The organism is Actinomycetota bacterium, assembly GCA_018334075.1.
Classification (GTDB): Bacteria; Actinomycetota; Coriobacteriia; order Anaerosomatales; family UBA912; genus JAGXSC01.
In genome coordinates this window covers 1-24090 of sequence record JAGXSC010000045.1, presented here as the reverse complement: position 1 = coordinate 24090, position 24090 = coordinate 1, and the positions used below count along the sequence as shown (strand labels likewise).

Genomic DNA, 24090 nt, shown 5'->3' with positions numbered 1-24090 from the left:
TTTAGAAATGCTCAATTATTTAGATTTTAGTAAGACCCATCGGTTATCGTCGTTATCAGACCCGGTAGCCACCGGGTCAAGCAATGACAGTACGTCGGGCCTCCCCGTTTGGGGACAGAGCAAAAGAGTACGGCCATGTAGGGTGAGGTGTGGAGCCGGGAGAGCTCCTGAGGGGCACCAGTCATCGTTTAGGACCGATTCTTATGGGCCCGAGGTGCTGTCGGAGCGGAGGTGGTCGGCGGAGAGAAGCTGCCGACCACCCACGGTTTTTAATTCTGAAGGACCCCACCGCAGTAGGAGCTTCGTCTACTTTGGGTTGGAGGCGTAAGCAGATTCATGTGGTAGAATCTGTCTCGCTTTTACGCGGACACTTTCGATTAATCACTTCCCAGAAAAGGTGCGGATAAAATATGGCTAATTTTCTCGCGAAGCTCCTCACCATCGGTGAGGGCAAGCAGTTGCGCGAGTTCGAAGCGGTAGTTGAGACGATCAATGCACTCGAGCCCGACGTCCAGAAGCTGTCAGATGATGAGTTTCCGGCGAAGACGGCCGATCTCAAGACAAGATACTCTGCTGGTGAATCGCTTGATGAGCTGCTGCCGGAGGCTTTTGCGCTTTGTCGCGAAGCCGCTTTTAGATCACTGGAAATGCGGCACTTTGATGTTCAGCTCATCGGCGGTATGGTCCTCAACCGTGGCATGATCGCTGAGATGAAGACGGGAGAGGGTAAAACGCTCGCCGCTACGCTGCCCGCCTACCTCAACGCGATCTCCGGCAACGGGGTCCACATTGTGACCGTCAATGACTACCTGGCAAAGCGTGACAGTGAGTGGATGGGGCGTGTTTACCGCTTCCTCGGACTTGAGGTCGGTATTATCCAGGCACAGATGGATCCAGCGCGTAGAAAAGTTGCGTATCAAGCGGATGTGACTTACGGAACAAATAGCGAATTCGGCTTCGATTATCTTCGTGACAACATGGTTGTAGTGCCTGGAAATCGCGTTCAGCGAGGGCATCACTTTGCCATCGTCGACGAGGTCGACTCGATACTCATCGACGAAGCGCGTACACCCCTTATCATCTCGGGCGCCGGAACCAAATCCGCAGACACCTACAAGGCTTTCGCTAAGGTGGTGCCGAGGTTACGTGCGGAGACTGACTTTGAGCTTGATGAAGCCAAGCGCACTGTTGCGCCTACCGAGTCAGGGATCTCAAAGATCGAGGAGTGGCTTGGTATAGATGATCTGTACGCGGATCCCAGCGGCCGGATGGTCAATCATCTCCAGCAGGCCCTCAAGGCGCAGTTCATGTTCAAGAAAGATGTCGATTACGTCGTCAAGGACGGCGAGGTCATCATTGTCGACGAGTTCACCGGTCGCCTGATGTACGGCAGGAGATATTCGGAGGGTCTTCATCAGTCAATCGAGGCCAAGGAGAAGCAGCACGTTCGCGAGGAGAATCAGACCTTAGCCACCATAACCCTGCAAAACTACTTCCGGATGTATGAAAAGCTAGCAGGCATGACGGGTACCGCAGTCACCGAAGACGCTGAGTTTCGGTCCATTTATGAACTGCCGGTCATGGTGATTCCCACACATCGACAGATGATTCGCGATGATCGTAACGACGCTATCTATCGAAACTTCCAGGCGAAATTAAACGCGGTTGTAAATCAGATTGTTGAGTGCAACAAGGCGGGCCAGCCGGTGCTTGTCGGCACCATTTCGATCGAAAACTCTGAGCTACTCGCGCGCATGCTTCAAAAGCGTGGAGTCAAACACAATGTCCTGAACGCTAAGTTTCACGAGCAGGAAGCGCAGATAATCGCTCAGGCGGGACGGCTTGGCGCCGTTACCATCGCAACCAACATGGCGGGTCGAGGTACCGACATCATACTAGGCGGAAACCCCGAGTACCTCGTTGATGATCTGCTTAGAGGCCGCGGAATCCAGCCGGAAGACGCGAGCGATCAGGATCGTCAGGACGCCTTGCTCGAAGCGAAGCGGATCTGCAATGCCGAGCACGTAGACGTGGTGAAGGCGGGCGGCCTTGCGGTTCTCGGCACAGAGCGTCACGAGTCGCGACGCATAGACAATCAGCTGCGAGGTAGATCGGGTCGCCAGGGTGATCCGGGAGTCTCGCAATTCTTCCTCTCCCTTGAAGATAACCTCATGAGGCTGTTTGGCGGGGACAAGATGGATAGAATCTCCGCACTGATGCAGCGCACCCAGATACCGGATGATGTGCCAATTCAGGCCGGCCTGGTGTCCAAGGCGATAGAGAGCGCTCAGCGGCAGGTGGAGGCTATGAACTTTGCCGCGCGAAAGCATGTCTTGGACTACGACGACGTGATGAACAAGCAGCGCGAGGTTATCTACAACGAGCGCACTCAGATACTCGACGGCAAGGATATTCATGGCCGCGTCGAAGAGATGTTTTCCGATGTCATCACCCAGGGCGTTTTGTTCTACTGCCCCGAGCGCGCGTACTCTGAAGAGTGGGATTGGGATAATCTGGAGACCTGGTACAGAGACGTCACGGGTTTGAGCGGTGAGGTTCTCAAGCGTAAGGCCGAGATCGGCAACCCTTACGAACTGTCGGACGAGCTCATCACCGTCGCTCTCGACCGTTTCCGCCAAAAAGAGGCGGAGTTGGGGGCAGAGCAACTACGTGAGCTTGAGCGTCATGTGATGCTTCGAGTTATCGACGCTCGTTGGATGGAGCATTTGCTCGAGATGGACTACCTCAAGGATGGAATCGGGCTTCGGGCGATGGGTCAGCGCGACCCGCTCGCCGAGTACAAAGCCGAGGCGTACGAAATGTTCTCGGGACTTGTCGGCCAGATAAACGAGGACTTTCTCAGAACGCTCATGCACATTCAGGTCACTGTGGCCGAGCCGAGCGCAGAGGCTTCAATGCGCGATGTCGTTTACAGTGCGCCTTCCGAGCAGACTATATTCGCGGGCGCGATGCAATCGGCGGCCGCTCAAGCAGGCTCAGGGCAATCTCCGGGTGCCGCGGCGGCCGCATCGGCAGGCGCGGGCAAGAGCGGGGTTACAGTCGTGAAGGACAAGGCGGATCCATTCGCTGGCGCCGGGCGCAACGATCCTTGCCCTTGCGGTAGTGGTAAAAAGTACAAGAAGTGTCACGGAAGCAACGTCTGACCGACGATTGAGGCCAGGTAGAGATATTCATATGATCGTTGACCGAACCCGAGAGATAGCCGAGCTTTTTCGCCGCGCTGAAGATACCGCCCGATACCTCGCCATCGATGAGAAGCGCGCGAAGATCGCCGCGCTCGAAGGCGAAGCTTCTGAAGTGGGGTTTTGGGAGGACCAGAGCGCGGCTCAATCCGTGATGGCCGAATTGGCGCTGGCGAAAGACGATGTCGAGTCGTATCAATCACTTATCCTTGCCATCGAAGACGTCGAAATATCGAATGAGCTGGCGTTGGTCGAAGACGATCAGGAGATGGCTGTTGAGGTCGAAACGGGCATTCGCGATATCACGAAACGCCTCGATGCTTTTGAGGTGAGCACCTGGTTTACCGGCGAGCTCGATTCGCGTGACGCGATCATCACAATTTTGCCTGGTCAGGGCGGACTTGAGGCCCAGGACTGGTCGGAGATGCTCTTCAAGATGTATCTCAAGTACGCTGCACTCAAGCGCTGGAAGGTTGATATCCATGATGCCTCGTCGGGGGTGGAGATCGGGATCGATCGAGCGGTTTTCACGGTGCATGGTCGTAACGCTTACGGGATGCTATCTTCCGAGGCCGGTGTTCATCGGCTGGTAAGAATCTCTCCGACCGATGAGAAAAAACGCAGACAGACGACGTTTGCAGGCGTTGAGGTCTTGCCGGTGTTGCCGCAAAACATCGAGGTAGACTTGCGAGATGAGGATTTGCGCATAGACGTGTACCGCTCAAGCGGCCCCGGAGGCCAGTCGGTCAATACTACGGATTCGGCGGTGCGCATCACGCATCTTCCCACAGGAATCGTTGTTACCTGCCAAAACGAGAAGAGCCAGATGAAGAACAAGGAAACGGCGATGACCATCCTGCGCTCGCGCCTTTTCGAAATAGAGGAACAAAAACGTCGTGAAGAGCTCGATCGATTGCGTGGCGTCAAACAGGATATTTCCTGGGGCAGCCAGATCCGGAACTACGTTCTCTATCCATACCAGCTCGTCAAGGATGTCCGCACCGGCATCGAAACCGGTAACGTGGAAGCGGTTTTGGACGGGCAGATCGATGATTTCGTTGTCGGTTACCACCGCTGGAGAGTAAGTGCGGGCGACTCATCGGCGCAATCGGCCAAGGTGACATAACCACGATGGCCCTGCTCGCGGATCTCCACACGCACACGATCTCCTCAGGCCACGCATACTCGACGATCACGGAAAATGCCGCCGCGGCGCGGATGGCGGGTCTTGAGCTTATTGCAGTCACAGATCACGGGCCGAGCGTGCCAGAGGGTGCTCATCCTTGGCATTTCTGGAATCTCAAGGTTATTCCTAGTGTGCTCAATGGGGTGCGGATACTGAAAGGGTGCGAGGCATCTCCCTCGATGAGTTCGGATAACGGAATCGACCTGCCCGATGAGGTGCTAGAGCAACTCGATTTTGTCGCCGTCGGATTTCATCCGCTCACCGGCTTTGACGATTGTGATCGCGTGAAGAATACCGAGGCGCTGCTCAGGGTGATGGAGAGCCCCTTCGTGGATATGATCACTCACCCGGGCAATGATCGGGAGTTTCCGCTCGATTTGGAATCTGTGATTGCTGCTGCGGTCAATAACCGGGTGATCATCGAGATCAACGACCATTCCTTCACGCCTACATCCGATCGCAATGGCAGCTCGTGCAGGGAGCGTGAATTTGCGCTCGCGGCCTACCAGGCGAAAGCGCCGATCGCAGTCTCTTCCGATGCGCACTATCACTTGCGCATCGGTCGCTTCGAAAATGCACTCAAAGTCTTGGAGGGCCTGAGTATTCCCGAGAGCGCTTGTGTGAATCGCGATAGTGCGAGTGTTTTGGAGTTTCTGCTGCAAAAACGCCCCCGGCCTCGGCTTGATTCCGGAGGCATCTGGTCCGATGAGCAGGGCTGGGTCGTGAAATCATGATAGGCCGACTCTCACAAATACGGCCAGGCGCGGTCTTGCGGCATAGGCCGGTTCGTGATTATGGATACATGACGGTCGGTCTGGCTCTTACCGCCTTTGCGCTGGTGGCGTTTCTCATTCCAAACAAGCTTGCCGCGGGCGGGGTCTCCGGATTGGCTACGGTCATCTTCCACGTGGCTCAGGAGAACGGCATATTGCTCCCCGTTGGCCTTCAGCTACTTGTGATGAACGGCATCCTTCTTGCGGTGGCCATCCGTTTTCGCGGGTTGCATTATGCGGCCAAGACGATCTACGGAATAGTCGGGCTCTCCTTTTTCATCGAACTTTTCGCCACCTTCACCCCCGCGCTTGCCTCTGATGATCTGCTGCTGGCTGCTTTATACGGCGGGGTGCTTTGCGGACTCGGCGTCGGCATGGTCTTCAAGGCCGGAGGTAACACCGGCGGCACGGACATCGTGGCCCAGCTCATATCCCGCAAGTTCAACCTCGGCGTCGGGCAGCTACTTTTGGCGGTTGATGCAGTCGTTGTGCTGATCGCCGCGTTCGTGTTCGGTCCAAAATTCGCTCTCTATGCCGCCGTGGCCATATTCGTCGTCGGCGTCACAATCGACCTGGTGCTCGAGGGTCTCAAGGTCGAAAAGGCCGCATTCATCATCTCGGACGCTTCAGAGCGTATCGCCGAGGCGATAACCGGCGAGCTGGGCCGGGGAGCTACGTTTCTCTCGGCGACTGGCGCTTACACAGGCGAGCCGCGCGGGATGCTCTTCGTCGTTGTCTCGCGAAGGGAGATCGATGACTTGAAAGCGATTGTAAATACCATCGACCCTAAGGCGATGATGATAATATCCGATGTTCACGAAACGTTGGGTGAAGGATTTAAGAAGATGGGAGTTTGATGACTTTCACGCATCTTGACCCCGCCGAGATTCGCAGGGTCGCCTCATCGATGCGCAAGGACATCGTCGAGATGATCGCGATGGCCGGCAGCGGGCATCCGGGTGGATCGCTGTCCGCCGCCGATATAGTTGCGACGCTCTACTTCGGGGTAATGCGCCACGACCCGGCGTTCCCGGATTGGCCGGAGAGAGACCGCTTCGTGCTCTCCAAGGGGCATGCCGGACCGGTGCTCTATGCGGCGCTCGCAGAGGCTGGTTACTTCGGACGCGAGCATCTGCCGACTCTGCGTAAACTCGGTTCGATCCTCCAAGGGCACCCGGACAGCAACAAGACGCCAGGAGTTGAGGTCTCGACAGGCTCGCTGGGACAGGGACTTTCAATAGCCAACGGGATCGCCCTGGCGCTCCGCGCTGACGGCATGACCGAGCAGCGGGTGTTCTGCCTGCTCGGTGATGGTGAATTGCAGGAGGGACAGGTGTGGGAGGCCGCGATGTTCGCTGCACACCACCACCTCGGCAGGTTGACGGCCATCGTCGACCACAACGGCCTTCAGATCGATGGATCGTGCCAGGAAGTGGTGGATTTGGGAGATATCGCCGCCAAGTTCTCGGCATTTGGGTGGAGTGTTTGCCTTGTCGACGGTCACGATACGGATCAGTTACTAGAGGTTCTGGGGGATCGCGGTAAGTCCGATGCTCCCCCAAGGGCGATTGTCTGCCGCACGGTAAAAGGCAGGGGTGTCTCTTTCATGGAAAACAATGCGGAGTGGCACGGCAGGGCCACCAACTCCGAGGAAACCTCGTGTGCTCTCGGTGAGCTGGCGTGTTCTGTCGAGGAAGGAAGCAAGAAGTGGTGAAGCGTGCTACGCGCGAGGCGTTTGGCGAGACCTTGATCAGGCTTGCGCAAGAGGGCAACGACATTGTGGCGGTCGAGGCTGACCTGTCCAAATCGACCACCACCTGCAAGTTCGCCACCGAGTATCCCGACAGGTTTTTCAACGCTGGCGTCGCCGAGCAAAACATGATCGGAACTGCCGCAGGACTCGCTGCCGCAGGTAAGATCGCGTTTACCGGGTCGTTTGCGGTCTTCGCGACCGGTAGAGCTTATGACCAGGTCCGCAACACGGTGTGCTACTCGAACCTGAACGTGAAGCTCGCGCCGACACACTCCGGAATCACGGTAGGGCCCGACGGCGGAAGCCATCAGATGCTCGAAGATATTGCGCTGATGCGGGTGCTGCCAGGCATGAAGGTGCTGGTTCCGGCGGACTATCACGCCGCATGCGGGGCGCTACGCGCGGCGGCTGCTACGCCCGGGCCATTCTATGTGCGTCTCGGTCGTGCGGCTGTCCCTGCCATATACGATCAAGGCCATGATTTTGAGATCGGGCGAGCCTATATTCTTCGGGAGGGCGCGGACGTAACCATCGCCGCATGCGGGGTCATGGTGGCAAACTCGTTGGAGGCCGCCGAAATACTGGCATCCGAGGGGATATCCGCCGAGATTATCGATGTATCGACGATAAAACCGCTGGATGAGGGGACGATTGTGTCCTCGGCGAGAAAAACTCGCGCGGTTGTTGTCTGCGAGGAGCACAGCATCATCGGCGGACTTGGCTCGGCAATTGCGGAGGTTCTTTGTGAAGATTCGCCAACGCCGATGGCAAGGGTTGGAGTCAGGGACGTTTTTGGCACGTCCGGTGAGCCGGATGAGCTTATGGAGCACTTTGGATTGAAGTCACGGCATATAGCTGAAGCGGCGAAAGGGTTGCTTGAGAAGCGGGGCGAGCGAGAGATTTGATAAGATAGTTGAGATTCTTGCTGGATGGCCCCGCGTAACCGGGATGACTAGATAAAGAGATGGTTATATGAAGAGAGACAAGCCAAATGATTAGCTTGCAAGGTATTGAAAAGACTTATGGGAGTGACAGACCGGCATTAGCCGAGGTAGATGTAGAGATCGAGCAGGGGGAGTTCGTCTTTTTGGTTGGACACTCCGGCTCCGGCAAGTCGACGTTTATTAAACTGCTCCAGCGCGAAATACTGCCCACAAGGGGCAATATCATCGTTGCGGGCCAAAACTTGAATAAGCTCAAAAGTTGGAAGGTTCCTTATCTGCGCCGCAACATTGGGTGCGTCTTTCAGGACTTCAAGCTGTTGCCCAACAAGACCGCGTACGAAAATGTCGCTTTCGCGCTCGAGGTGATCGGGCGTTCCCGACATGTCATCCGGACCCAGGTGCCGGAAGTGCTCAAGCTCGTCGGGCTCGAAGACAAGCTCGGCAGCTATCCCGGAGAGCTCTCCGGAGGCGAACAGCAGCGGGTTTCGATCGCAAGGGCGTTTGTGAACCGGCCACCGATCCTGCTCGCCGATGAGCCGACAGGAAACCTGGACCCCGCGACCTCGCTCGGGATCATGAGTCTTTTCAATCGTATCAACAAGACGGGGACAACCGTGCTCGTCGCTACCCACGATCGAGAGATGGTCGATTCGATGCGAAAGCGCGTCATTGCGCTTGAGAATGGCCGAGTTATCCGCGATCAAAGCCGAGGAGTGTATGGCTATGGCGATTAATGTCGGCTATTTCATAAGAGAGGCGATCACAAACTTCAATCGCAACTGGGTCATGAGCCTGGGTGCGGTTATCACGATCTATCTTTCGCTGCTGCTCGTCGGCGTGTCGATGCTGGTAGGCGCTGTGGTAAACGATATCGTGAGGGACTTTGAGGATAAGGTTTCGATACAGGTATTCATCAAGGACGGCGCAGCCACCGAGGATGTCCAGGCGCTGCAATCCTTCGTGAGGTCGGATCCGCTTGTTCAAAGCGTCGAGTACATAACGAAAGAAGAAGCGCTCGAAAGATTCAGGGAGCAGTGGGCCGCTAGTGGCGAGATCATGGACGTTCTGGAGAGAAACCCGCTTCCCGCCTCGCTCGACGTCGAACTGAACGACCCTCGTGAGGTTGAGGTGATGGTCGAGAGGATAAAAGCCAGTGAGCTCTTCCTCAAGGTGGCGGATCGACCAGAGGAGCCGGAGCGCTCACTCGCTTACGGTGCCGAGATAATCGAAGATCTGTTCGCGTTTACCGGGATGATGCGCGTTGTCTCGGTGGTGTTTATCGTTATGCTTGCCTCGGTAAGTCTCATCTTTATCTCCAATACGATTCGTCTGGCGATTCACGCGAGACGCAAGGAGATCGGGATCATGCGGCTTGTCGGTGCGAGCAACTGGTTTATCAGGACGCCCTTCCTGCTGGAAGGCGTGATTCAATCGCTCATTGGCGCGTTTTTGGCGATAGCGTCCCTAGCAGCCATGTACTTCCTACTCGTGCCCCGTATAAAAGAGATGCTGCTGTTCCTGCCGATCAATATCACCGAAACTACTATGGTACAGCTTTCGCTTGTACTGATTGCCGCAGGCATCGTAATTGGCCTGATCGGCTCGGGAGTAGCGCTTCGTCGCTACCTCAAAGTGTGACGCTACAGTATCTGCCGCCGTACTCTTCGAGGATGGTAACAACATGAAGCGTAGTTGGATTTACGTCATTTCGATCTTCTTTGGGCTGGCCTTTGTTGCGGCCGTATTCGTCGTTGGCGTACTTTTTGGCCGAGTCGCCGACTTTGACAAATCGTTCAGCGACAAGTTTAGTGGTACTCCTGCTGCTACCGATGGCACCTTCGTCGAGCAGCTCCTCGAGGTCGAGCGAATTCTCGACAGTGAATCCCTGCGCCCCGCCTCTGAGGCCTCGAAGAGCGCAGGCGCTATCAGGGGGCTTTTGGAGGGTACGGGCGACGAGCACGCATTCTACTTTGATGAGCAGCACTTCGGGTTCTTCAACGAGCAGACTGAAGGGGAGTTCTTCGGAATCGGTGTGAACATCGGCCAGCGTGATGGCGGCGTCTACGTCATCTCCGTGATCGAAGGCACTCCGGCCGAGCGCGCCGGAATCAAGGCCGATGACATATTCGTGAGAATCGACGACGTCGAGCGGGAAGAGTGGACGACCCAGGAGGTCGTGCGAAGAGTACGCGGCCCGGAGGGCACCAAGGTAGGCGTCACGATTTTCCGACCCGCCGAGGAGAAAAAGCTCGACTTTACGATAGAGCGGGCGAAGATAGACATACCAAACGTAACCCAAGAGCTTCAGGGCGATGTTGGATATGTTCGCCTGATGACCTTCAACAACAACTCCGAAGCGGATCTTCGCGCCGCCATCCAGGCGCTTTCCGATGACGGAGCTAAGGGACTCGTGCTCGACTTGCGGGACAACACGGGTGGATTGCTGCAATCGTCTGTGGACGTCGCATCCATATTCATCCCCGATGGGAAGATCGTCTCGGTCGAGGATCGCTCCGGCGCTGTCAACGCATATCGAGCCAGCGGGCGCGATCCTATCGATCTGCCGCTGGTCGTGTTGATGAACGAGAATTCCGCCTCGGCAAGTGAGGTGCTGGTCGGCGCATTGCAGGATCACGGCCGAGCGCGTGTCGTCGGTCAAAAAAGCTTCGGCAAGGGAAGCGTACAGAGTGTGCGCGAGCTCTCGTTTGGCGGCGCCATCAAATTCACCACGGCCCACTATGTGACGCCGAAGGGCCGCGAGATCAACGGAGTCGGTCTCGAGCCGGACGTTCTCGTGGAGATGGATCCTGCGCTTCAAGAAGATAAGGCTACGGATACACAGCGCAAGCGGGCGATAGAGCTAGTTCTCGAGGAGCTCTAAGGGCGTCGCACGAGCAGTTGCAGGTGCCTGGACACGCGCATGTGAGGCGAGATCAGTCCTCGTCTTCGTCCTCTTCGCCCATCATGTAGTGCTCGAGGTAGTAGCGCGGATGCTTGGCCATTCGAATGGCAGTCGGATTAGGGTCGCCCTCAGAAATCAGATCGCGGGCGGGATTGCCCCTTAGTTCGAGCACGGCGCCATCTCTGTACAGGCGCATAACCACGATGCCGTCTTCGGTGCTAAAGTCCAGATAGATAAAGCTCGAGATGTTGAGAAATATGCAGCCATTCACGATGATGCTGGCGGCCGAGTTGTCCATCACGAGCCGCACGAGAGCCGCTTCGCCTGTTTCCACAACCTGACCATCCACCATGTAGGTATAATCAGTTGATTCCAGCGTTTCAAGCGCCCTTGCCATATCCAGTGGATGTGTAAGGGTGCCGCTTCCTACGAAGCAAGGGGCAAGTGGTCTACCTGAGTTCAATTGAGTCTCCCGTATGGCTAGCAGGCGGCAAATTTTCGGTGCCTTCGTATTTTGGATAAGATTCTAGCATTGCTGTCAAAGATGGAGGCGAAATAGTGGTTATAAGCAAACGTTTGGCCAAAGCCAGACGCGGCGGGCTCATTGTCGGTCGGCTGTCGATGAATCGCAAGGGCTTCGGGTTTGTCGCGGCGCCGGAAGGCGACATCTATATCGGTGCGCGTGAGACCGCAGGCGCGATGCACGGCGACACGGTTGGCGTGCGGGTCAAGGCCGGGCGCTCCGCGCAAGGACGAAGCGGCGCCGTACTCAAAATCCTTGAGCGCGCGAATGAAACCCTTGTGGGGCGCTTTGAGAGCAAATCCCGGGTGGGCGTGGTCGTTCCCGTAGACCCCCGCATTCACCATGACGTCTTCGTCCATCGCAAGGACGCAGGCCAGGCCAGCCCTGGCGACATCGTGGTTGTCAGGCTAACAGCTTTTCCTTCTCGGCAGCAAAGCGCGACCGGTGTCATCGAGGAGGTTTTAGGCCCTCAGGGAACGCCCGGCCTGGAGATCGAGGTCATCATCCGCCAGCACGGCTTGCGCACGGAGTTTCCGCCTGAGGTCACTTCACACGCCGAATCGAAGACGCTCGATGTCGAACAGGCGCTTGCCGAGCCGGATCGCCGAGATATTCGGGACAAGCTCACGTTTACGATCGACCCCGCTGATGCCCGCGATTTCGATGACGCGATCACTGCCGAGCGGGTAGATGGCGTGTTGCGCTTAGGCGTTCACATCGCCGATGTCGGGCACTACGTCAGATGGGACGATCCCGTAGATTTGGAAGCGCGCAAGCGCGGGACAAGCGTCTATCTCGTCGACAGGGTTCTGCCGATGCTCCCGGAGCACCTTTCGAACAACCTGTGCTCACTGAATCCGGGCGAGGACAGATTGGCTTTCTCGGTGATGATGGATCTGGACGCTAACGGTGCGCTTGTTGGCTATGAGCTTTTTCCGTCGGTGATCAGGTCGGACATGCGCTTCGATTACGACCAAGTTCAGCGTTTTCTCGATGGAAAGGAGAGTCTGGCTGGTCGGGATTTGGAACAAGCCGTCAAGGAGCTTGCCCGAGCCGCCGAGCTTTTACGCAAGCGCCGCCTGGCCCGAGGCGGGCTAGACTTCGAGACCGTCGAGGCGAAGGTTAGGCTTAGCGATGACGGCACGCCGCTCGAGGTGGTCTTGCGCGAGCGTACGCAGGCGACGAACATGATCGAGGAGGCGATGATCCGAGCCAACGAGGTTGTTGCCGCGCACATGCTTGAAGCCAGCGCGCCGATGGTCTACCGCATCCACGAGGAGCCTGATCCAGATGCGCTGTCGCCGGTGGCCGCTGTGCTCAAGGAGTTCGGCTATCCGATAACCGAGGTTCGCGGAGCGACACCCGCCACCTTCGCCAGGATCATAGCGTACGCGCACAACCGGCCCGAAAAGCGCCTGATAAACTCGCTTCTGCTTCGAGCGATGCAGCGAGCGCGGTACACCGATTACGCCGACACGCATTTCGGGCTCGCCAGTGACGCGTACTCACATTTCACGAGCCCCATCCGCCGATACCCCGATCTGGTGGTTCACAGGCTGCTTCGAGCCATGCTCAGAGAGGGAGCGAAGGCGCCGGAGCTCTTAGCCGCCGCCGAGGATCTGGAGTGGATAGCCGATCACTCTTCGACCATGGAGCGCGAGGCCGAGGCCGCCGAGGACGAAACGGTGCGCCTCAAGATCGCCCAGCTTATGGCCGAGCATATCGGCGAGGATTTCGACGGCATCATCACGGGGGTGCATTCGTACGGGCTTTTTGTCCAGCTTGAAAACACCGCCGAAGGACTCGTGCACGTCCGGAGCATGGTCGATGATTACTATGAGCTGGATACGGCCGGCTTCTCACTGATCGGCCGGGAAAGACGCCGATCGTACCGTTTGGGAGAACGTGTTTCAGTTAGAATTACCAACGTCAGCACGATCGACGCACGAATCGACTTCGAACTGGGATCCTGATGCCACGCGATATAAAAGTCATAGCTGGAAACAAGAAGGCCTACCACGATTACTTTATTGACGAGGTCTTCGAGGCCGGGATCGAGCTCAGCGGCACTGAAGTCAAGTCGCTAAGGGACCGCGGCGCCAACCTTCGCGATGCGTACGTCGGCATCAAGCACGGCGAAGCGTTCGTGCATGGCCTGCACATCGCGCCTTACTCGCACGGCAATCGCGCCAATCTGGAGCCCCGCCGAGTCAGGCGACTACTCCTGCACAAAAAGGAGATACGCTACCTCGCAGGCAAGATCGCCGAGCGCGGCTTTACCCTGGTACCCACGAAGCTTTACTTCAACGCCGACAATCGGGCGAAGATCGAGATCGGTCTCGCGCGAGGCAAAAAGCTCTACGACAAGCGTGCAACCATAGCCGAGCGTGATCAGAAGCGCGATATGGAGCGGGCACTGCGCGATCGACCGCCTCGGCAATAGCCGCGCTTGCGCGTCTTATCCCGGGCTTTTGCCAACAGGCAGGGAAGCGATGGCGTGGAAGTTGCACTGGCTGGTAAAATAGTAAGTCGGGCAAAGCGCGCCCGGATGTACTTTGACAAGTCGAATTTCCTCATGCGAATGGGGGCGACTGGTTTCGACACGATAGGCTTGACGGAAGAAGCAGGCCGAGATCTCCTCGTCTCGTAAAACAGGGGTACCGACGCATAAACGTCGACAATGATTACGCCCTCGCTGCCTAAATAGTGCAGCGACGCCGACCCGATGAGCGTCCCCGTCATCGGTAAGGCGCCACTTAGGGGACTGCTGCAGCACACGTAGGCGGTATGGTGTTGCTTATAGCCTGAACCGCCATGGACGACGCACCGCGTGTCATCAGGTAATGCGCCGGCCGAGAACTCACTGATGACTGAGCCTGGAGATGCTTCCCGATCGTGTATCGTGGACCGGAGTTCGATTCTCCGCGCCTCCACCATTTACGAAAGACAAACCCGTCCCTCTGGAGTCAATCTCCGGGGTGGCGGGTTTTGTTTTTCTGTGCGTTGTCACCTGCTATATTGAAAGCCTAATTGTATGTTTGGCAAATCGCACTTGATTGCTGCCAGTGAATTGGCGGCGCACCAGGAGTTGGGGCAAACCGATATGGCAAAAGCACCGAAAAATTTTGCGGAGATGGTCAAGGAGGTCAACCGCTGGGAAAACGGCAAGACGGTTCCCTTCAAGCTCGCAAGAAAACAATTCGAAGCTTTTTGTGAGCGGATGGCGGGACAAGGCAAGCTGAATCTCGATAACAAGGATATTCACCTATGACCCCGATTGCCAAACTTGAAGAGGCAAACCGTCTCTATCAAGTGGTTTCACAGTTTGCCGAAAGCGGCCCGCATCCCCGCCATGTGGACGAAGCGCTGTTTCCCGGCCAAACCCTGCCCGAGCTTGCGCCCGATGAGATGAAAGTCCTGCTTGGACTCAACTCGGCAGGGAAAGGGAAATATGTCGAGTACGAGGCCGACTCCAACCTGAAGGATTTTGAAAACATCCCGCTCAAGGAAGACGTCATCAGCTACGTGCTGCGCGAAGTGCGCCCTTATGTGGCGGACGCCTGGATCGGCCGCGACACTCTGGACGAACAGGATGGCGGCATCGGCAAGGTGGGGTACGAGATTAACTTCAACCGCGAATTCTTCCAGTACCAACCGCCGAGACCGCTTGCCGAGATCGACGCCGAACTGGAGGCGGTAGAGAAGCGGATCATGGGCCTCTTGCGGGAGGTGACGGAGTGAGCACACCGGACCGGGGAGAGCTGATCGTTTACCGTACCGAGGATGGGCAGGCGGAAGTCCAGCTGCAAACCCTGGATGGTACCGTCTGGCTGAATCAGGGCGAGATGGCCGAGCTGTTCGATACTACCAAGCAGAACGTCAGCCTGCACATCAAGAACATCCTAATGGAAGGGGAGTTGCCGGAGGCGGCAACTGTCAAGGAATCCTTGACAGTTCAAAACGAGGGCAACCGCCGGGTCCAGCGCAAGACCTACCTGTACAACCTGTATATGATCCTGGCGGTGGGCTACCGGGTGCGCTCGCCGCGCGGCACCCAGTTCCGCCAGTGGGCCACCGCCCACCTGGCCGAGTATCTGGTCAAGGGCTTCGTCATGGACGACGAGCGCCTCAAGAACCCCGGCGGCTGGGACTACTTCGACGAGCTGCTGGCCCGCATCCGCGAGATCCGCGCCTCGGAGAAGCGTTTTTACCAGAAGGTACGCGACCTCTTTGCGCTCAGTTCCGACTATACTTCCGACGACCGTGCCGCCCAACTCTTCTTCGCTGAAACCCAGAACAAGCTGCTGTTCGCCGTCGCCGGTCAGACCGCCGCCGAGATCATCGTCTCCCGCGCCGACCCGGACGCCCCCAACATGGCACTCACCAACTGGAGCGGCTCGCGGGTGCGCAAGCATGATGTGATCGTGGCCAAGAACTACCTTTCCGCCGACGAGGTGGACACCCTCAACCGGCTGGTGGTCATCTTCCTGGAACAGGCTGAATTGCGGGTGAAGGAGCGCAAGCAGCTCACTCTCGACTACTGGCGGCATAATGTCGACCGGTTGCTGGACTTCAACGAAAAGGCCGTGCTCACCCACGCCGGCAGTGTCTCGCGCGAGGCCATGGAGCGCATCGCCTGCGAATGCTTCGACGCTTTCGACGAAAAACGCCGCATCGCCGAGGTCAGGCAGGCCGATGCCGAGGAGATCGTGGAGCTGGAGCGGATTGAAAGACAACTTGAACAGAAGAAGGAAAAACGATGAATCCGGGGGCAATGATGGCCTCACACGAAGGCGCGAAGACACGAAGGGTTGATGAAGTCGGAAAGCGGCTGAAATTTATTGCGCCGCTTCGAAATGAGCGAATGGACGCAACCTCCGAGCATGCCGACTACTTGGGGCTAGAAAACATTCAGTCCTGGACCGGAAGCCTCTTGCCAAGCACAACCTCAGATATTTCCGAAGGTGATGATTCCGGCACTCGCGGCGGCTGACCAACAGGCAGATGCTACTCTTTTTGTCGAGTTCATGCTGGGTTCGTTGCGCGATGCAGTCCGTGAGGCTGTGTCGACCGACCAAGTAAGCGACCAAGTAAGCGACCAAGTAGCGGCATTGATCCGTGCAATTGGGAGCGGCGAACTGGGCAGTAACGATTTGATGCAGGCCTTGGGTTTGTCCCACCGCCCTACGTTTTGGAACAACTACCTCAATCCGGCCATGGAAGACGTATGGATCGAACGTACACAACCCGATTCCCCGCGTAGCCCGACTCAGCGTTATCGGTTGACCAGTAAAGGACTGCGTTGGCTTCAACACCATGCCGACGAGTAGCAGAGGTGTATGCTTGTGACAAACTTGCGACATGGCTTGTGACAACCTGGCCATTCTGGAGCGGGAATTCTATCTGCGCGTAACCCGCAAACTCGACTGGTAGTGACCCCCCAGCTGGCTCTGAACGCCAAGGTCCTGCCGCCCGTCGGCGGCATAAGCGAAGGCGTTGGTGCTTTTTTCACGACGCCAACAACCAATCCGGCCTGTGCGGTTCCTATGTTCCCGATGCCTATGATTATCTGGAAAGTATTTGCCCAGTACAAATACCGCTAAAGACGAATTGCCGGAACTCACTATTCGACGCCATGCCCGCCTTATACGGATAGAATTGTCAGTGGTCAGTGATATATTAGAAGATGGCTGAGGTGGAAGACCGCTGGCTATCAGTAGCCGAGATAGGCAAGTAGCTCGGTGTCAGCAGTGGCACCGTTTACCGCTGGATCGACAAGCATGCGATGCCTGCCCACCGCATGGGCTGTCGCGGGAAGTTCAAGAAAGACGAAGTCGGCGATTGGGTGAGGGTCGTCGGTGCGGCTGATAAATCTGATAAGCCGGAAACCGAGCAAATAAGGAGCGACCATGGCTGGGCCGGTTCACGACAAGATAAAACGATCTCTCCAGGCATCCGAAGACTTATATCACCGCCTGGTACTTCTGGTGGGTGAGAGCGGTTCCGGCAAGACAGGCGTTCTTCGGGATATTGCCGAGGAGTTCGGGTCATCCGTCGTTAACGTCAATCTGGCGCTTTCAGGCGAACTGCTTGAGTTGACGGCAAGGCAGCGGTCACTTCGCTTGTCAGGCATCCTCGAGCAGATCGCGAACCAAGCTCAGTCACCCGTGGTGCTGGATAATCTCGAGATCCTCTTCGACAAGGATCTCCAGCAGGATCCCTTGCGCCTGCTACAGGGCATTTCGAGAAACCAGGCCGTGGTGGCTTCGTGGAGCGGAATCATGAGTTCCGGGAGGCTTTTGTATGCCGAAATCGGCCATCCCGAGTACCGCAGCTATGACTCGGTCGATGCGCTGATTGTAGGCATGGACGGCACGGCCACGGTCGATTCGGCGAAAAACAATAGAGAGTCAGGACAAGCATGAAATACGGAGACCTTATTCAGTTCGACCCGATTGAGTCGGTCGTTCAGTTGCGTGACGCGGACAAATCGAGCGCCGCACTCACGCTCGTAAACACTTATGTCATTTCCGAGGAAATGGCCGAACGGCTCACACAGCTTGTCATTCCTCAGATGCAGTTTGACCAGCCTGCCGACAACAAGGGCCTGCTTGTCGTCGGCAACTACGGCACCGGTAAATCGCACTTGATGTCGGTGGTCTCCAGCATTGCCGCAGACGCATCACTGCTAGAGGGCCTGAGCCACGCCGGTGTCCGCGACGCAGCAGATCAGATCGCCGGACGCTTCAAGGTTATCCGTACCGAGATCGGATCCACTACCATGTCCCTGCGCGACATCCTGGTGGCCGAACTGGAAGAGCATCTCGAAAAGCTCGGCGTAGAGTATGTGTTCCCCGAAGCCGGGACCATCACCAGCCACAAGCGGGCCTTCGAAGACATGATGGCCAAGTTCGGCGAGGTATTTCCCGAACACGGCTTGCTGCTGGTGGTCGATGAGCTGCTCGACTACCTACGTGCCCGCAATGACCAGGAACTTATCCTCGACCTCAACTTTCTCCGCGAGGTCGGCGAGGTTTGCAAGGACCTGCGCTTCCGCTTTATGGCCGGTGTCCAGGAAGCCATCTTTGACAGCCCGCGTTTCTCTTTTGTCGCCGACAGCATCCGCCGGGTGAAGGACCGCTTCGAGCAGATCCTTATTGCGCGCAGCGACGTGAAATTCGTCGTTGCCGAGCGCCTGCTCAAGAAGACCACCGAGCAACAGGCTAAGATCCGCGACTACCTTACGCCCTTTGCCAAATACTATGGCGGCTTCAATGAGCGCATGGACGACTTTGTCCGCCTCTTTCCGGTGCATCCCGATTACATCGACACCTTCGAGCGGGTCACCATGGTGGAAAAACGCGAGGTGCTCAAGACCCTGTCCATGGGCATGAAAGGCATTCTCGGAAAAGACGTGCCGCAGGACGAACCCGGCCTGATCGCCTTCGACAGCTACTGGAGCACGCTCAAACAGAACGCCTCCTTCCGCGCCCTTCCCGAGATCCGGGCGGTTATCGATTGCAGCCAGGTGCTGGAATCCCGGATCGAAAACGCCATCACCCGCAAGCAATACAAGCCGATGGCGCTGCGACTGATCCATGCGCTGTCCGTTCACCGCCTCACCACCGGCGATATCTATGCCCCCATGGGCGCATCCGCCGAGGAACTGCGCGACCGTCTCTGCCTGTTCGATCCGCTAATCGCCGAGCTGGGCAGCGACGAGCCTGACAAGGATCTGCAGACCCATGTGGAAACGGTTCTGCGCGAGATCCACAAGACAGTCAGTGGCCAGTTTATCTCCTTCAATGTCGAAAACCGCCAGTTCTACCTCGATCTGAAGAAGACCGACGACTTCGACGCCTTGATCGACAAGCGGGCCGAAAGCCTGGGCCAGGCTCAGCTCGACCGCTTCTATTACGAGGCACTCAAGCGGGTCATGGAATGCCAGGACGCCACCTACGTGACCGGCTACAAGATCTGGCAGCACGAGCTAATCTGGCAGGAGCATAAAGCCGCCCGCTCAGGCTACCTCTTTTTCGGTGCTCCCAACGAGCGCTCCACCGCCGTGCCGCAGCGGGACTTCTACCTTTACTTCATCCAGCCCAGCGATCCGCCCCGATTCAGGGACGACAAGTTCAACGACGAGGTCTTCTTTCGCCTGAAGGGTACCGACGAGGAATTCCAGACCGCATTGAAGAGCTATGCGGCCGCTCTGGATCTTGCGGCCACCTCATCTGGCCATGCCAAGGCCACCTATGAATCGAAGGCCAACGGTTTCCTGAAGAAACTGGTCCAGTGGCTGCAGAAGCACATGAGCGATGCCTTCGAGGTCACATACCAGGGCCGCGCCAAGTCAATGACTGAATGGGCCAAGGGCAAATCGATCCGCGACTTGTCTGGCCTGTCGCCCCACGAGACCATCAACTTCCGCGATTTGGTCAACGCTATCGCCGGTGTTTGCCTGGCGCCGAACTTCGAGAACCAGGCCCCGGACTATCCGTTTTTCTCGGTTCTGATCACCGGCAACAACCGCGCCCAGGCCGCGCAGGATGCTCTGCGGGCCATCGGGGGGCTCCACCGCACCAAGCAGGCCACTGCTGTACTGGACGCCCTGGAGCTGCTCGATGGCGAGAAGATCGACCCCCACAAGTCGAAGTACACCAAGTTTATCCTCGATGCCGTCAAGGCCAAAGGCCACGGCCAGGTGGTTAACCGCAGCGAGATCATTCATGACGACCACGGCCTCGAATACATGAACCCGGGCGGTTCACGGTTGGAACCCGAATGGATGATGGTCATCCTGGCGTCGCTGGTCTACTCCGGCGATATCGTTCTCTCCATCCCGGGCAAGAAATTTGACGCCACCGGGTTGCAGCAACTGGCCGCGACCGGTATGGACGAGCTGGCTCGCTTCAAGCACCTGGAGCAGCCCAAGGAATGGAACCTTCCCGCGCTCAAGGCGCTGTTCGAACTGCTCAGCATGACGCCGGGCATGGCCCAGCTCGTCACCCAGGGCAAGGACGAGCCGGTCCAGAGCCTGCAGCAGGCTGTGGGTAAGATCGTCAAGCGCATCGTTATGACCCAGCAGACCCTGCGTCAAGGGCTATCTTTCTGGGGCATGGATCTGCTCGCGGACACCGACCTGGCCAGCCAGGCCAGCGGACTGGACGAGGGCAAGGGCTTTTTTGAATCGCTGCAGGCCTACTCCTCGCCGGGCAAGCTGAAGAACTTCCGCTACAGCGCTCCCGAAGTGCTGGCTCACGAAAAGGCCGTGAAGGCTCTGGATGAACTGGACGCCTTGCGCGAGTTCATCATGGATCACAGCCCGACGGCTGCTTGGCTTTCTAACGCAGAGGCGGCGCTGCCCGACGAGCATGACTGGGTGGATCGCATGAAGACCACCCGGCAGGACGTACTGTATGCCCTCAAACAGGCCGACCTGACCGAGCTGGCCAGCCAGTCCCAGAGCATCGGGGCCAAGCTGCAAAAGCTGAAGAAGGACTACATCGTCGCCTACATCGGCCTGCACACCAAGGCTCGGCTGGGCGTGAACGACGACAAACGCAAGGCAGGACTGCTCAACGACCAGCGCCTGCAAACCTTGCTCAAGCTGGCCGGTATCGACCTGATGCCCAGGCAGCAGCTCACTGATTACCAGAACCGCCTGGCTGGGCTGAAGAGCTGCTTTGCTCTGACTGAGCAAAACCTCGAGGCCTCGCCCATCTGCCCGCATTGCGGGTTCCGACCGTCGGGGGAAACCGACATGGCGGCAGGCTCGCAGATGATCGAACAGATGGACGTCCAGCTCGACACCATGGTGGCGGCATGGACCTCCATTATCCTCAGCAACCTGGAGGACCCGATCACCAAGACCAACATGGATCTGCTAAAGATCGATGACCGCGAACCGTTGGAAGCCTTCATCAAATCGAAGGAACTGCCGGTGCCGCTGGATGGCAACTTTGTTCATGCTCTGAAGGAAGTGCTCTCCGGCCTGGTCAAGGTCACCGTCAAGGCGCAGGAGCTGCAACAGGCCCTGCAAGTCACCGGCGGACCGGCCACCCCGGCGGAGATGAAGAAACGCTTTGAGGAACACATCGATCAGCTTACCAAGGGCAAGGATCCGGCCAAGGTGCGGATCGTCGTGGAAGGCTGAAACGCGAATGAATATGGATCAGCACCGGTTGCAGTCCTTGATCGCAAAAGGGGAGGGCCTGAGTCTTGAGTTCAAGGCCTGCTGCGACCAGTTGCCGAAATCGGTGTATGGGACTGTGTGTGCCTTTCTGAATCGGCATGGAGGGACGCTGCTGCTCGGAGTGGCGGATGATGGAAGCGTACCGGGTATCAATCCCGACGCGCTGGTGCAGATTCGCAAGGACTTCGTTACCGCCATCAATAATCCTCAAAAATTGACACCGCCGACATACCTGTCTATAGACGATGCCGAGCTAGATGGCAAAAAGCTTCTGCACATTTTCGTACCTGAAAGCTCCCAGGTCCACCGTTGCAATGGGCGTATCTTCGACCGCAACGAGGATGGGGACTTCGACATCACCGACAACACGGCTCAGGTTGCCGCTCTGTATCAACGCAAGCAGACAACCTACAGCGAAAACAGAATTTTTCCCCACCTGGGGCTTGATGATCTTGATCGGGATTTGATCGCGAAATGCCGAAAGGTTGCATCACTCCGCTGGGAAAATCACCCATGGAAGGATATGGATGACCTGGAGCTGCTCAAGAGCGCCCAACTGTATCAGACAAGTTCAGAAAATGGTGAAAGCGGAATTACCCTTGCAGGTATATTGCTTTTGGGAAGACAACTGCCGCTGTTGAATACGGTTCCCCATCACCGCACCGACCTAATCCTGCGCAAGGTCAATCTGGATCGTTACGATGACCGCGATTTCGTCGATGTCAATCTGGTGGAAAGTTATGAACGCATCATGGCTTTCATTCACAAACACCTGCCCGATCCTTTCTACCTTGAGGGAACGACCAGCATAAGCATACGAGATGCTATCTTCCGGGAGGTGGCCTCCAACCTCCTCATTCACCGGGAATACACCAATGCTTTTCCCGCCAAGCTGATCATCGAGTACGGCCAGGTTCGCACCGAAAACAGCAGCCGTCCCCACGGTTTTGGCCGACTCGATCCCGAGACCTTCACGCCGTTTCCCAAGAACCCCGTAATTGCCAAGTTCTTTCGACAGATCGGCCGCGCCGATGAACTTGGCTCTGGCATGCGCAAAATGATGAAGTATAGTCGAGCTTACGGGGGTGCCGAACCGGAGCTGATCGAGGGGGATGTGTTCAGGATCGTCATCAAGGTGCCTGAGTTTGGCGAAAAGATGGAGCCGGCAACGGGGACCCAGCAAGTCACCCCCGAAGTCACCCCCGAAGTCACCCCCGAAGTCACCCCCGAAGTCACGAGGATGCTAAGGGTAATTACCGGCGAGATGACCCGAGGGGAGATCATGAGTGCTCTCGAACTCAAAGACGAAAAGCATTTCCGCGAACGTTATCAGCAAATTGGCATTGCCCAGGGACTTATTGAAATGACGATTCCTGACAAGCCCAACAGCAGACATCAGAAATACCGGATTACCGCCAAAGGGAAAGCCACACTGGAGAAACGCCATGTTTGATGAAGAGGATATTGACGAGATGAATGATGCTTTTGACGATGCCAATTCCGCTGAAATGCAGTTCGACTTCCCAGAGCCGCAGAAGCCCTCCGAACCGGTCACTTGCCTCGGCATGACGTTCGAGAATGACGAAGTCCGCCGTGCCCACTTTACCGAGGAGCTGCGCAAGAAGCTGCAGGACCCGGAGTTCCGCAAGATCGAAGGCTTTCCAATCGGCAGCGACGAGGACATCCTAAACCTGAGCGATCCACCGTACTACACCGCCTGCCCGAACCCGTGGATTGCCGACTTCATAGCTGAATGGGAGGCGCAGAAGCCGAAACAACCTGAAGGCTATCACTATCACCGTGAGCCATTTGCGGCTGATGTGAGCGAGGGGAAAAACGACCCGATTTACAACGCGCACTCCTACCATACCAAAGTGCCGCACAAGGCCATCATGCGTTACATCCTCCACTACACGCAGCCGGAGGATATCGTGTTCGACGGTTTTTGCGGGACTGGCATGACAGGAGTGGCGGCGCAGATGTGTGGCGATCGCGAAGCGGTCATGTCTCTTGGCTATCAGGTGAAGCAGGATGGCACCATTTTGCAGGAAGAGATGGATGAAGATGGCAAGAAGGTATGGCGACCGTTTTCAAAACTGGGCGTCCGCAGAGCTGTACTGAACGATCTTTCGCCAGCGGCGACGTTTATTGCCTACAACTACAACACGCCTGTCGATGTTGCTGTGTTCGAGAAAGAGGCCAAGCGCATTCTCGGGGAGGTTGAAAAAGAATGCGGCTGGATGTATGAAACTCTCCATACGGATGGAAAGACGAAAGGGCGCGTTGACTATGTCGTATGGAGCGAAATTTTTTCCTGTCCGGAATGCGCTGGAGAGGTAGTTTTTCTCGAAGAAGCCATGGACATGGAAACAAAAAAGGTAATGAAGGAGTATCCATGTCCTCACTGTAACGCGGTCATTACGAAGCAAAAAATGAGCCGCACTTTTGAGTCATATTATGATTCGCTTTTGACTGAGACGAAGGAGAGGCCTAAGCGCAAACCGATACAAATCGTTTACCGTATTGGCAAATCCAAACACACCAAGACGCCAGACTCGAACGATATCGAGATACTAACAAGAGTCTCCGAATTAGAACTGCCAGAGCCTAT

The 24090-nt window shown here is 56.8% G+C and carries 19 protein-coding genes, 1 other RNA gene and 3 pseudogenes; 22 read left to right on the top strand and 1 reads right to left on the bottom strand.

Going from position 1 to position 24090, the window contains the following annotated elements:
• Positions 1-410 precede the first annotated feature (410 nt).
• The 9 genes from secA to KGZ89_06200 all read left to right on the top strand — a co-directional run bounded on the left by secA (position 411) and on the right by KGZ89_06200 (position 10740).
• Complete coding sequence (gene secA / locus KGZ89_06240; protein MBS3974447.1) at positions 411-3164, top strand: preprotein translocase subunit SecA; 2754 nt, start codon at positions 411-413, stop codon at positions 3162-3164.
• A gap of 31 nt (positions 3165-3195) precedes the next feature.
• The gene (gene prfB / locus KGZ89_06235; GenBank protein MBS3974446.1) at positions 3196-4329 is read left to right on the top strand and encodes a peptide chain release factor 2; all 1134 of its coding nucleotides are present in this window, start codon (positions 3196-3198) and stop codon (positions 4327-4329) included.
• 5 nt (positions 4330-4334) lie between these two features.
• Positions 4335-5123 carry a phosphatase gene (locus tag KGZ89_06230; protein MBS3974445.1) on the top strand — a complete coding sequence of 263 codons (789 nt, stop codon included), beginning with the start codon at positions 4335-4337 and terminating at the stop codon, positions 5121-5123.
• Between the two features lie 35 nt (positions 5124-5158).
• The gene (locus KGZ89_06225; GenBank protein MBS3974444.1) at positions 5159-6019 is read left to right on the top strand and encodes a YitT family protein; all 861 of its coding nucleotides are present in this window, start codon (positions 5159-5161) and stop codon (positions 6017-6019) included.
• Positions 6019-6876 (top strand): transketolase, encoded by an 858-nt coding sequence (locus KGZ89_06220; GenBank protein ID MBS3974443.1) that lies wholly within the window; start codon positions 6019-6021, stop codon positions 6874-6876. Before KGZ89_06225 ends, KGZ89_06220 begins: the two co-directional genes overlap by 1 nt.
• Positions 6873-7820: a transketolase family protein gene (locus KGZ89_06215; GenBank protein MBS3974442.1), complete on the top strand. Its 948-nt coding sequence runs from the start codon at positions 6873-6875 to the stop codon at positions 7818-7820. The genes KGZ89_06220 and KGZ89_06215 overlap by 4 nt, the downstream gene beginning before the upstream one ends.
• A gap of 86 nt (positions 7821-7906) precedes the next feature.
• Entirely contained in the window at positions 7907-8593 is a 687-nt protein-coding gene (gene ftsE, locus KGZ89_06210; protein MBS3974441.1) for a cell division ATP-binding protein FtsE, read from the top strand.
• On the top strand, positions 8583-9497 hold the full coding sequence (gene ftsX / locus KGZ89_06205; GenBank protein ID MBS3974440.1) for a permease-like cell division protein FtsX: 915 nt from the start codon (positions 8583-8585) through the stop codon (positions 9495-9497). The genes ftsE and ftsX overlap by 11 nt, the downstream gene beginning before the upstream one ends.
• Before the next feature lie 43 nt (positions 9498-9540).
• Positions 9541-10740 (top strand): S41 family peptidase, encoded by a 1200-nt coding sequence (locus tag KGZ89_06200; GenBank protein MBS3974439.1) that lies wholly within the window; start codon positions 9541-9543, stop codon positions 10738-10740.
• A gap of 52 nt (positions 10741-10792) precedes the next feature.
• On the opposite strand, the gene KGZ89_06195 is transcribed toward KGZ89_06200, so the two are convergent.
• Complete coding sequence (locus KGZ89_06195; GenBank protein MBS3974438.1) at positions 10793-11224, bottom strand: hypothetical protein; 432 nt, start codon at positions 11222-11224, stop codon at positions 10793-10795.
• 95 nt (positions 11225-11319) lie between these two features.
• Here KGZ89_06195 and rnr point away from each other — a divergent pair, with 95 nt between their 5' ends.
• From rnr to KGZ89_06130, 13 genes and pseudogenes are all read left to right on the top strand, one after another.
• Complete coding sequence (gene rnr, locus KGZ89_06190) at positions 11320-13257, top strand: ribonuclease R (GenBank protein MBS3974437.1); 1938 nt, start codon at positions 11320-11322, stop codon at positions 13255-13257.
• Positions 13257-13727 (top strand): SsrA-binding protein SmpB, encoded by a 471-nt coding sequence (gene smpB / locus KGZ89_06185; GenBank protein ID MBS3974436.1) that lies wholly within the window; start codon positions 13257-13259, stop codon positions 13725-13727. The genes rnr and smpB overlap by 1 nt, the downstream gene beginning before the upstream one ends.
• A gap of 140 nt (positions 13728-13867) precedes the next feature.
• Positions 13868-14220: a transfer-messenger RNA gene (ssrA, locus tag KGZ89_06180) on the top strand.
• Between the two features lie 98 nt (positions 14221-14318).
• Entirely contained in the window at positions 14319-14555 is a 237-nt protein-coding gene (locus KGZ89_06175) for a hypothetical protein (GenBank protein MBS3974435.1), read from the top strand.
• Between the two features lie 83 nt (positions 14556-14638).
• A pseudogene (locus KGZ89_06170) lies at positions 14639-15025 on the top strand (SAM-dependent DNA methyltransferase).
• 104 nt (positions 15026-15129) lie between these two features.
• Positions 15130-16047: a virulence RhuM family protein gene (locus KGZ89_06165; protein ID MBS3974434.1), complete on the top strand. Its 918-nt coding sequence runs from the start codon at positions 15130-15132 to the stop codon at positions 16045-16047.
• Positions 16044-16277, top strand: a complete 234-nt coding sequence (locus tag KGZ89_06160) for a hypothetical protein (protein ID MBS3974433.1) — start codon at positions 16044-16046, stop codon at positions 16275-16277. Before KGZ89_06165 ends, KGZ89_06160 begins: the two co-directional genes overlap by 4 nt.
• Positions 16264-16614: pseudogene (locus tag KGZ89_06155) on the top strand (Fic family protein). The gene KGZ89_06160 and the pseudogene KGZ89_06155 overlap by 14 nt, the downstream one beginning before the upstream one ends.
• A gap of 356 nt (positions 16615-16970) precedes the next feature.
• A pseudogene (locus KGZ89_06150) lies at positions 16971-17279 on the top strand (helix-turn-helix domain-containing protein).
• Positions 17194-17709: a BREX-3 system P-loop-containing protein BrxF gene (gene brxF / locus KGZ89_06145; protein ID MBS3974432.1), complete on the top strand. Its 516-nt coding sequence runs from the start codon at positions 17194-17196 to the stop codon at positions 17707-17709. The pseudogene KGZ89_06150 and the gene brxF overlap by 86 nt, the downstream one beginning before the upstream one ends.
• A complete protein-coding gene (locus tag KGZ89_06140; protein ID MBS3974431.1) occupies positions 17706-21440 on the top strand; it encodes an ATP-binding protein in 3735 nt (1244 codons plus the stop codon). Before brxF ends, KGZ89_06140 begins: the two co-directional genes overlap by 4 nt.
• A 7-nt stretch (positions 21441-21447) precedes the next feature.
• Positions 21448-22932 carry a putative DNA binding domain-containing protein gene (locus KGZ89_06135; protein MBS3974430.1) on the top strand — a complete coding sequence of 495 codons (1485 nt, stop codon included), beginning with the start codon at positions 21448-21450 and terminating at the stop codon, positions 22930-22932.
• Between the two features lie 55 nt (positions 22933-22987).
• On the top strand, positions 22988-24090 hold a 1103-nt coding region (locus tag KGZ89_06130; protein ID MBS3974429.1), incomplete at its 3' end, for a DNA methylase.

Excerpts from the sequence above, each read along its gene's own strand:
- secA (MBS3974447.1), top strand. The coding sequence starts at position 411 with ATGGCTAATTTTCTCGCGAAGCTCCTCACCATCGGTGAGGGCAAGCAG.
- prfB (MBS3974446.1), top strand. The coding sequence starts at position 3,196 with ATGATCGTTGACCGAACCCGAGAGATAGCCGAGCTTTTTCGCCGCGCT.
- KGZ89_06230 (MBS3974445.1), top strand. The coding sequence starts at position 4,335 with ATGGCCCTGCTCGCGGATCTCCACACGCACACGATCTCCTCAGGCCAC.
- KGZ89_06220 (MBS3974443.1), top strand. The coding sequence starts at position 6,019 with ATGACTTTCACGCATCTTGACCCCGCCGAGATTCGCAGGGTCGCCTCA.
- ftsE (MBS3974441.1), top strand. The coding sequence starts at position 7,907 with ATGATTAGCTTGCAAGGTATTGAAAAGACTTATGGGAGTGACAGACCG.
- ftsX (MBS3974440.1), top strand. The coding sequence starts at position 8,583 with ATGGCGATTAATGTCGGCTATTTCATAAGAGAGGCGATCACAAACTTC.
- KGZ89_06200 (MBS3974439.1), top strand. The coding sequence starts at position 9,541 with ATGAAGCGTAGTTGGATTTACGTCATTTCGATCTTCTTTGGGCTGGCC.
- smpB (MBS3974436.1), top strand. The coding sequence starts at position 13,257 with ATGCCACGCGATATAAAAGTCATAGCTGGAAACAAGAAGGCCTACCAC.
- KGZ89_06175 (MBS3974435.1), top strand. The coding sequence starts at position 14,319 with ATGTTTGGCAAATCGCACTTGATTGCTGCCAGTGAATTGGCGGCGCAC.
- KGZ89_06165 (MBS3974434.1), top strand. The coding sequence starts at position 15,130 with ATGGCCGAGCTGTTCGATACTACCAAGCAGAACGTCAGCCTGCACATC.
- KGZ89_06160 (MBS3974433.1), top strand. The coding sequence starts at position 16,044 with ATGAATCCGGGGGCAATGATGGCCTCACACGAAGGCGCGAAGACACGA.
- brxF (MBS3974432.1), top strand. The coding sequence starts at position 17,194 with ATGGCTGGGCCGGTTCACGACAAGATAAAACGATCTCTCCAGGCATCC.
- KGZ89_06140 (MBS3974431.1), top strand. The coding sequence starts at position 17,706 with ATGAAATACGGAGACCTTATTCAGTTCGACCCGATTGAGTCGGTCGTT.
- KGZ89_06135 (MBS3974430.1), top strand. The coding sequence starts at position 21,448 with ATGAATATGGATCAGCACCGGTTGCAGTCCTTGATCGCAAAAGGGGAG.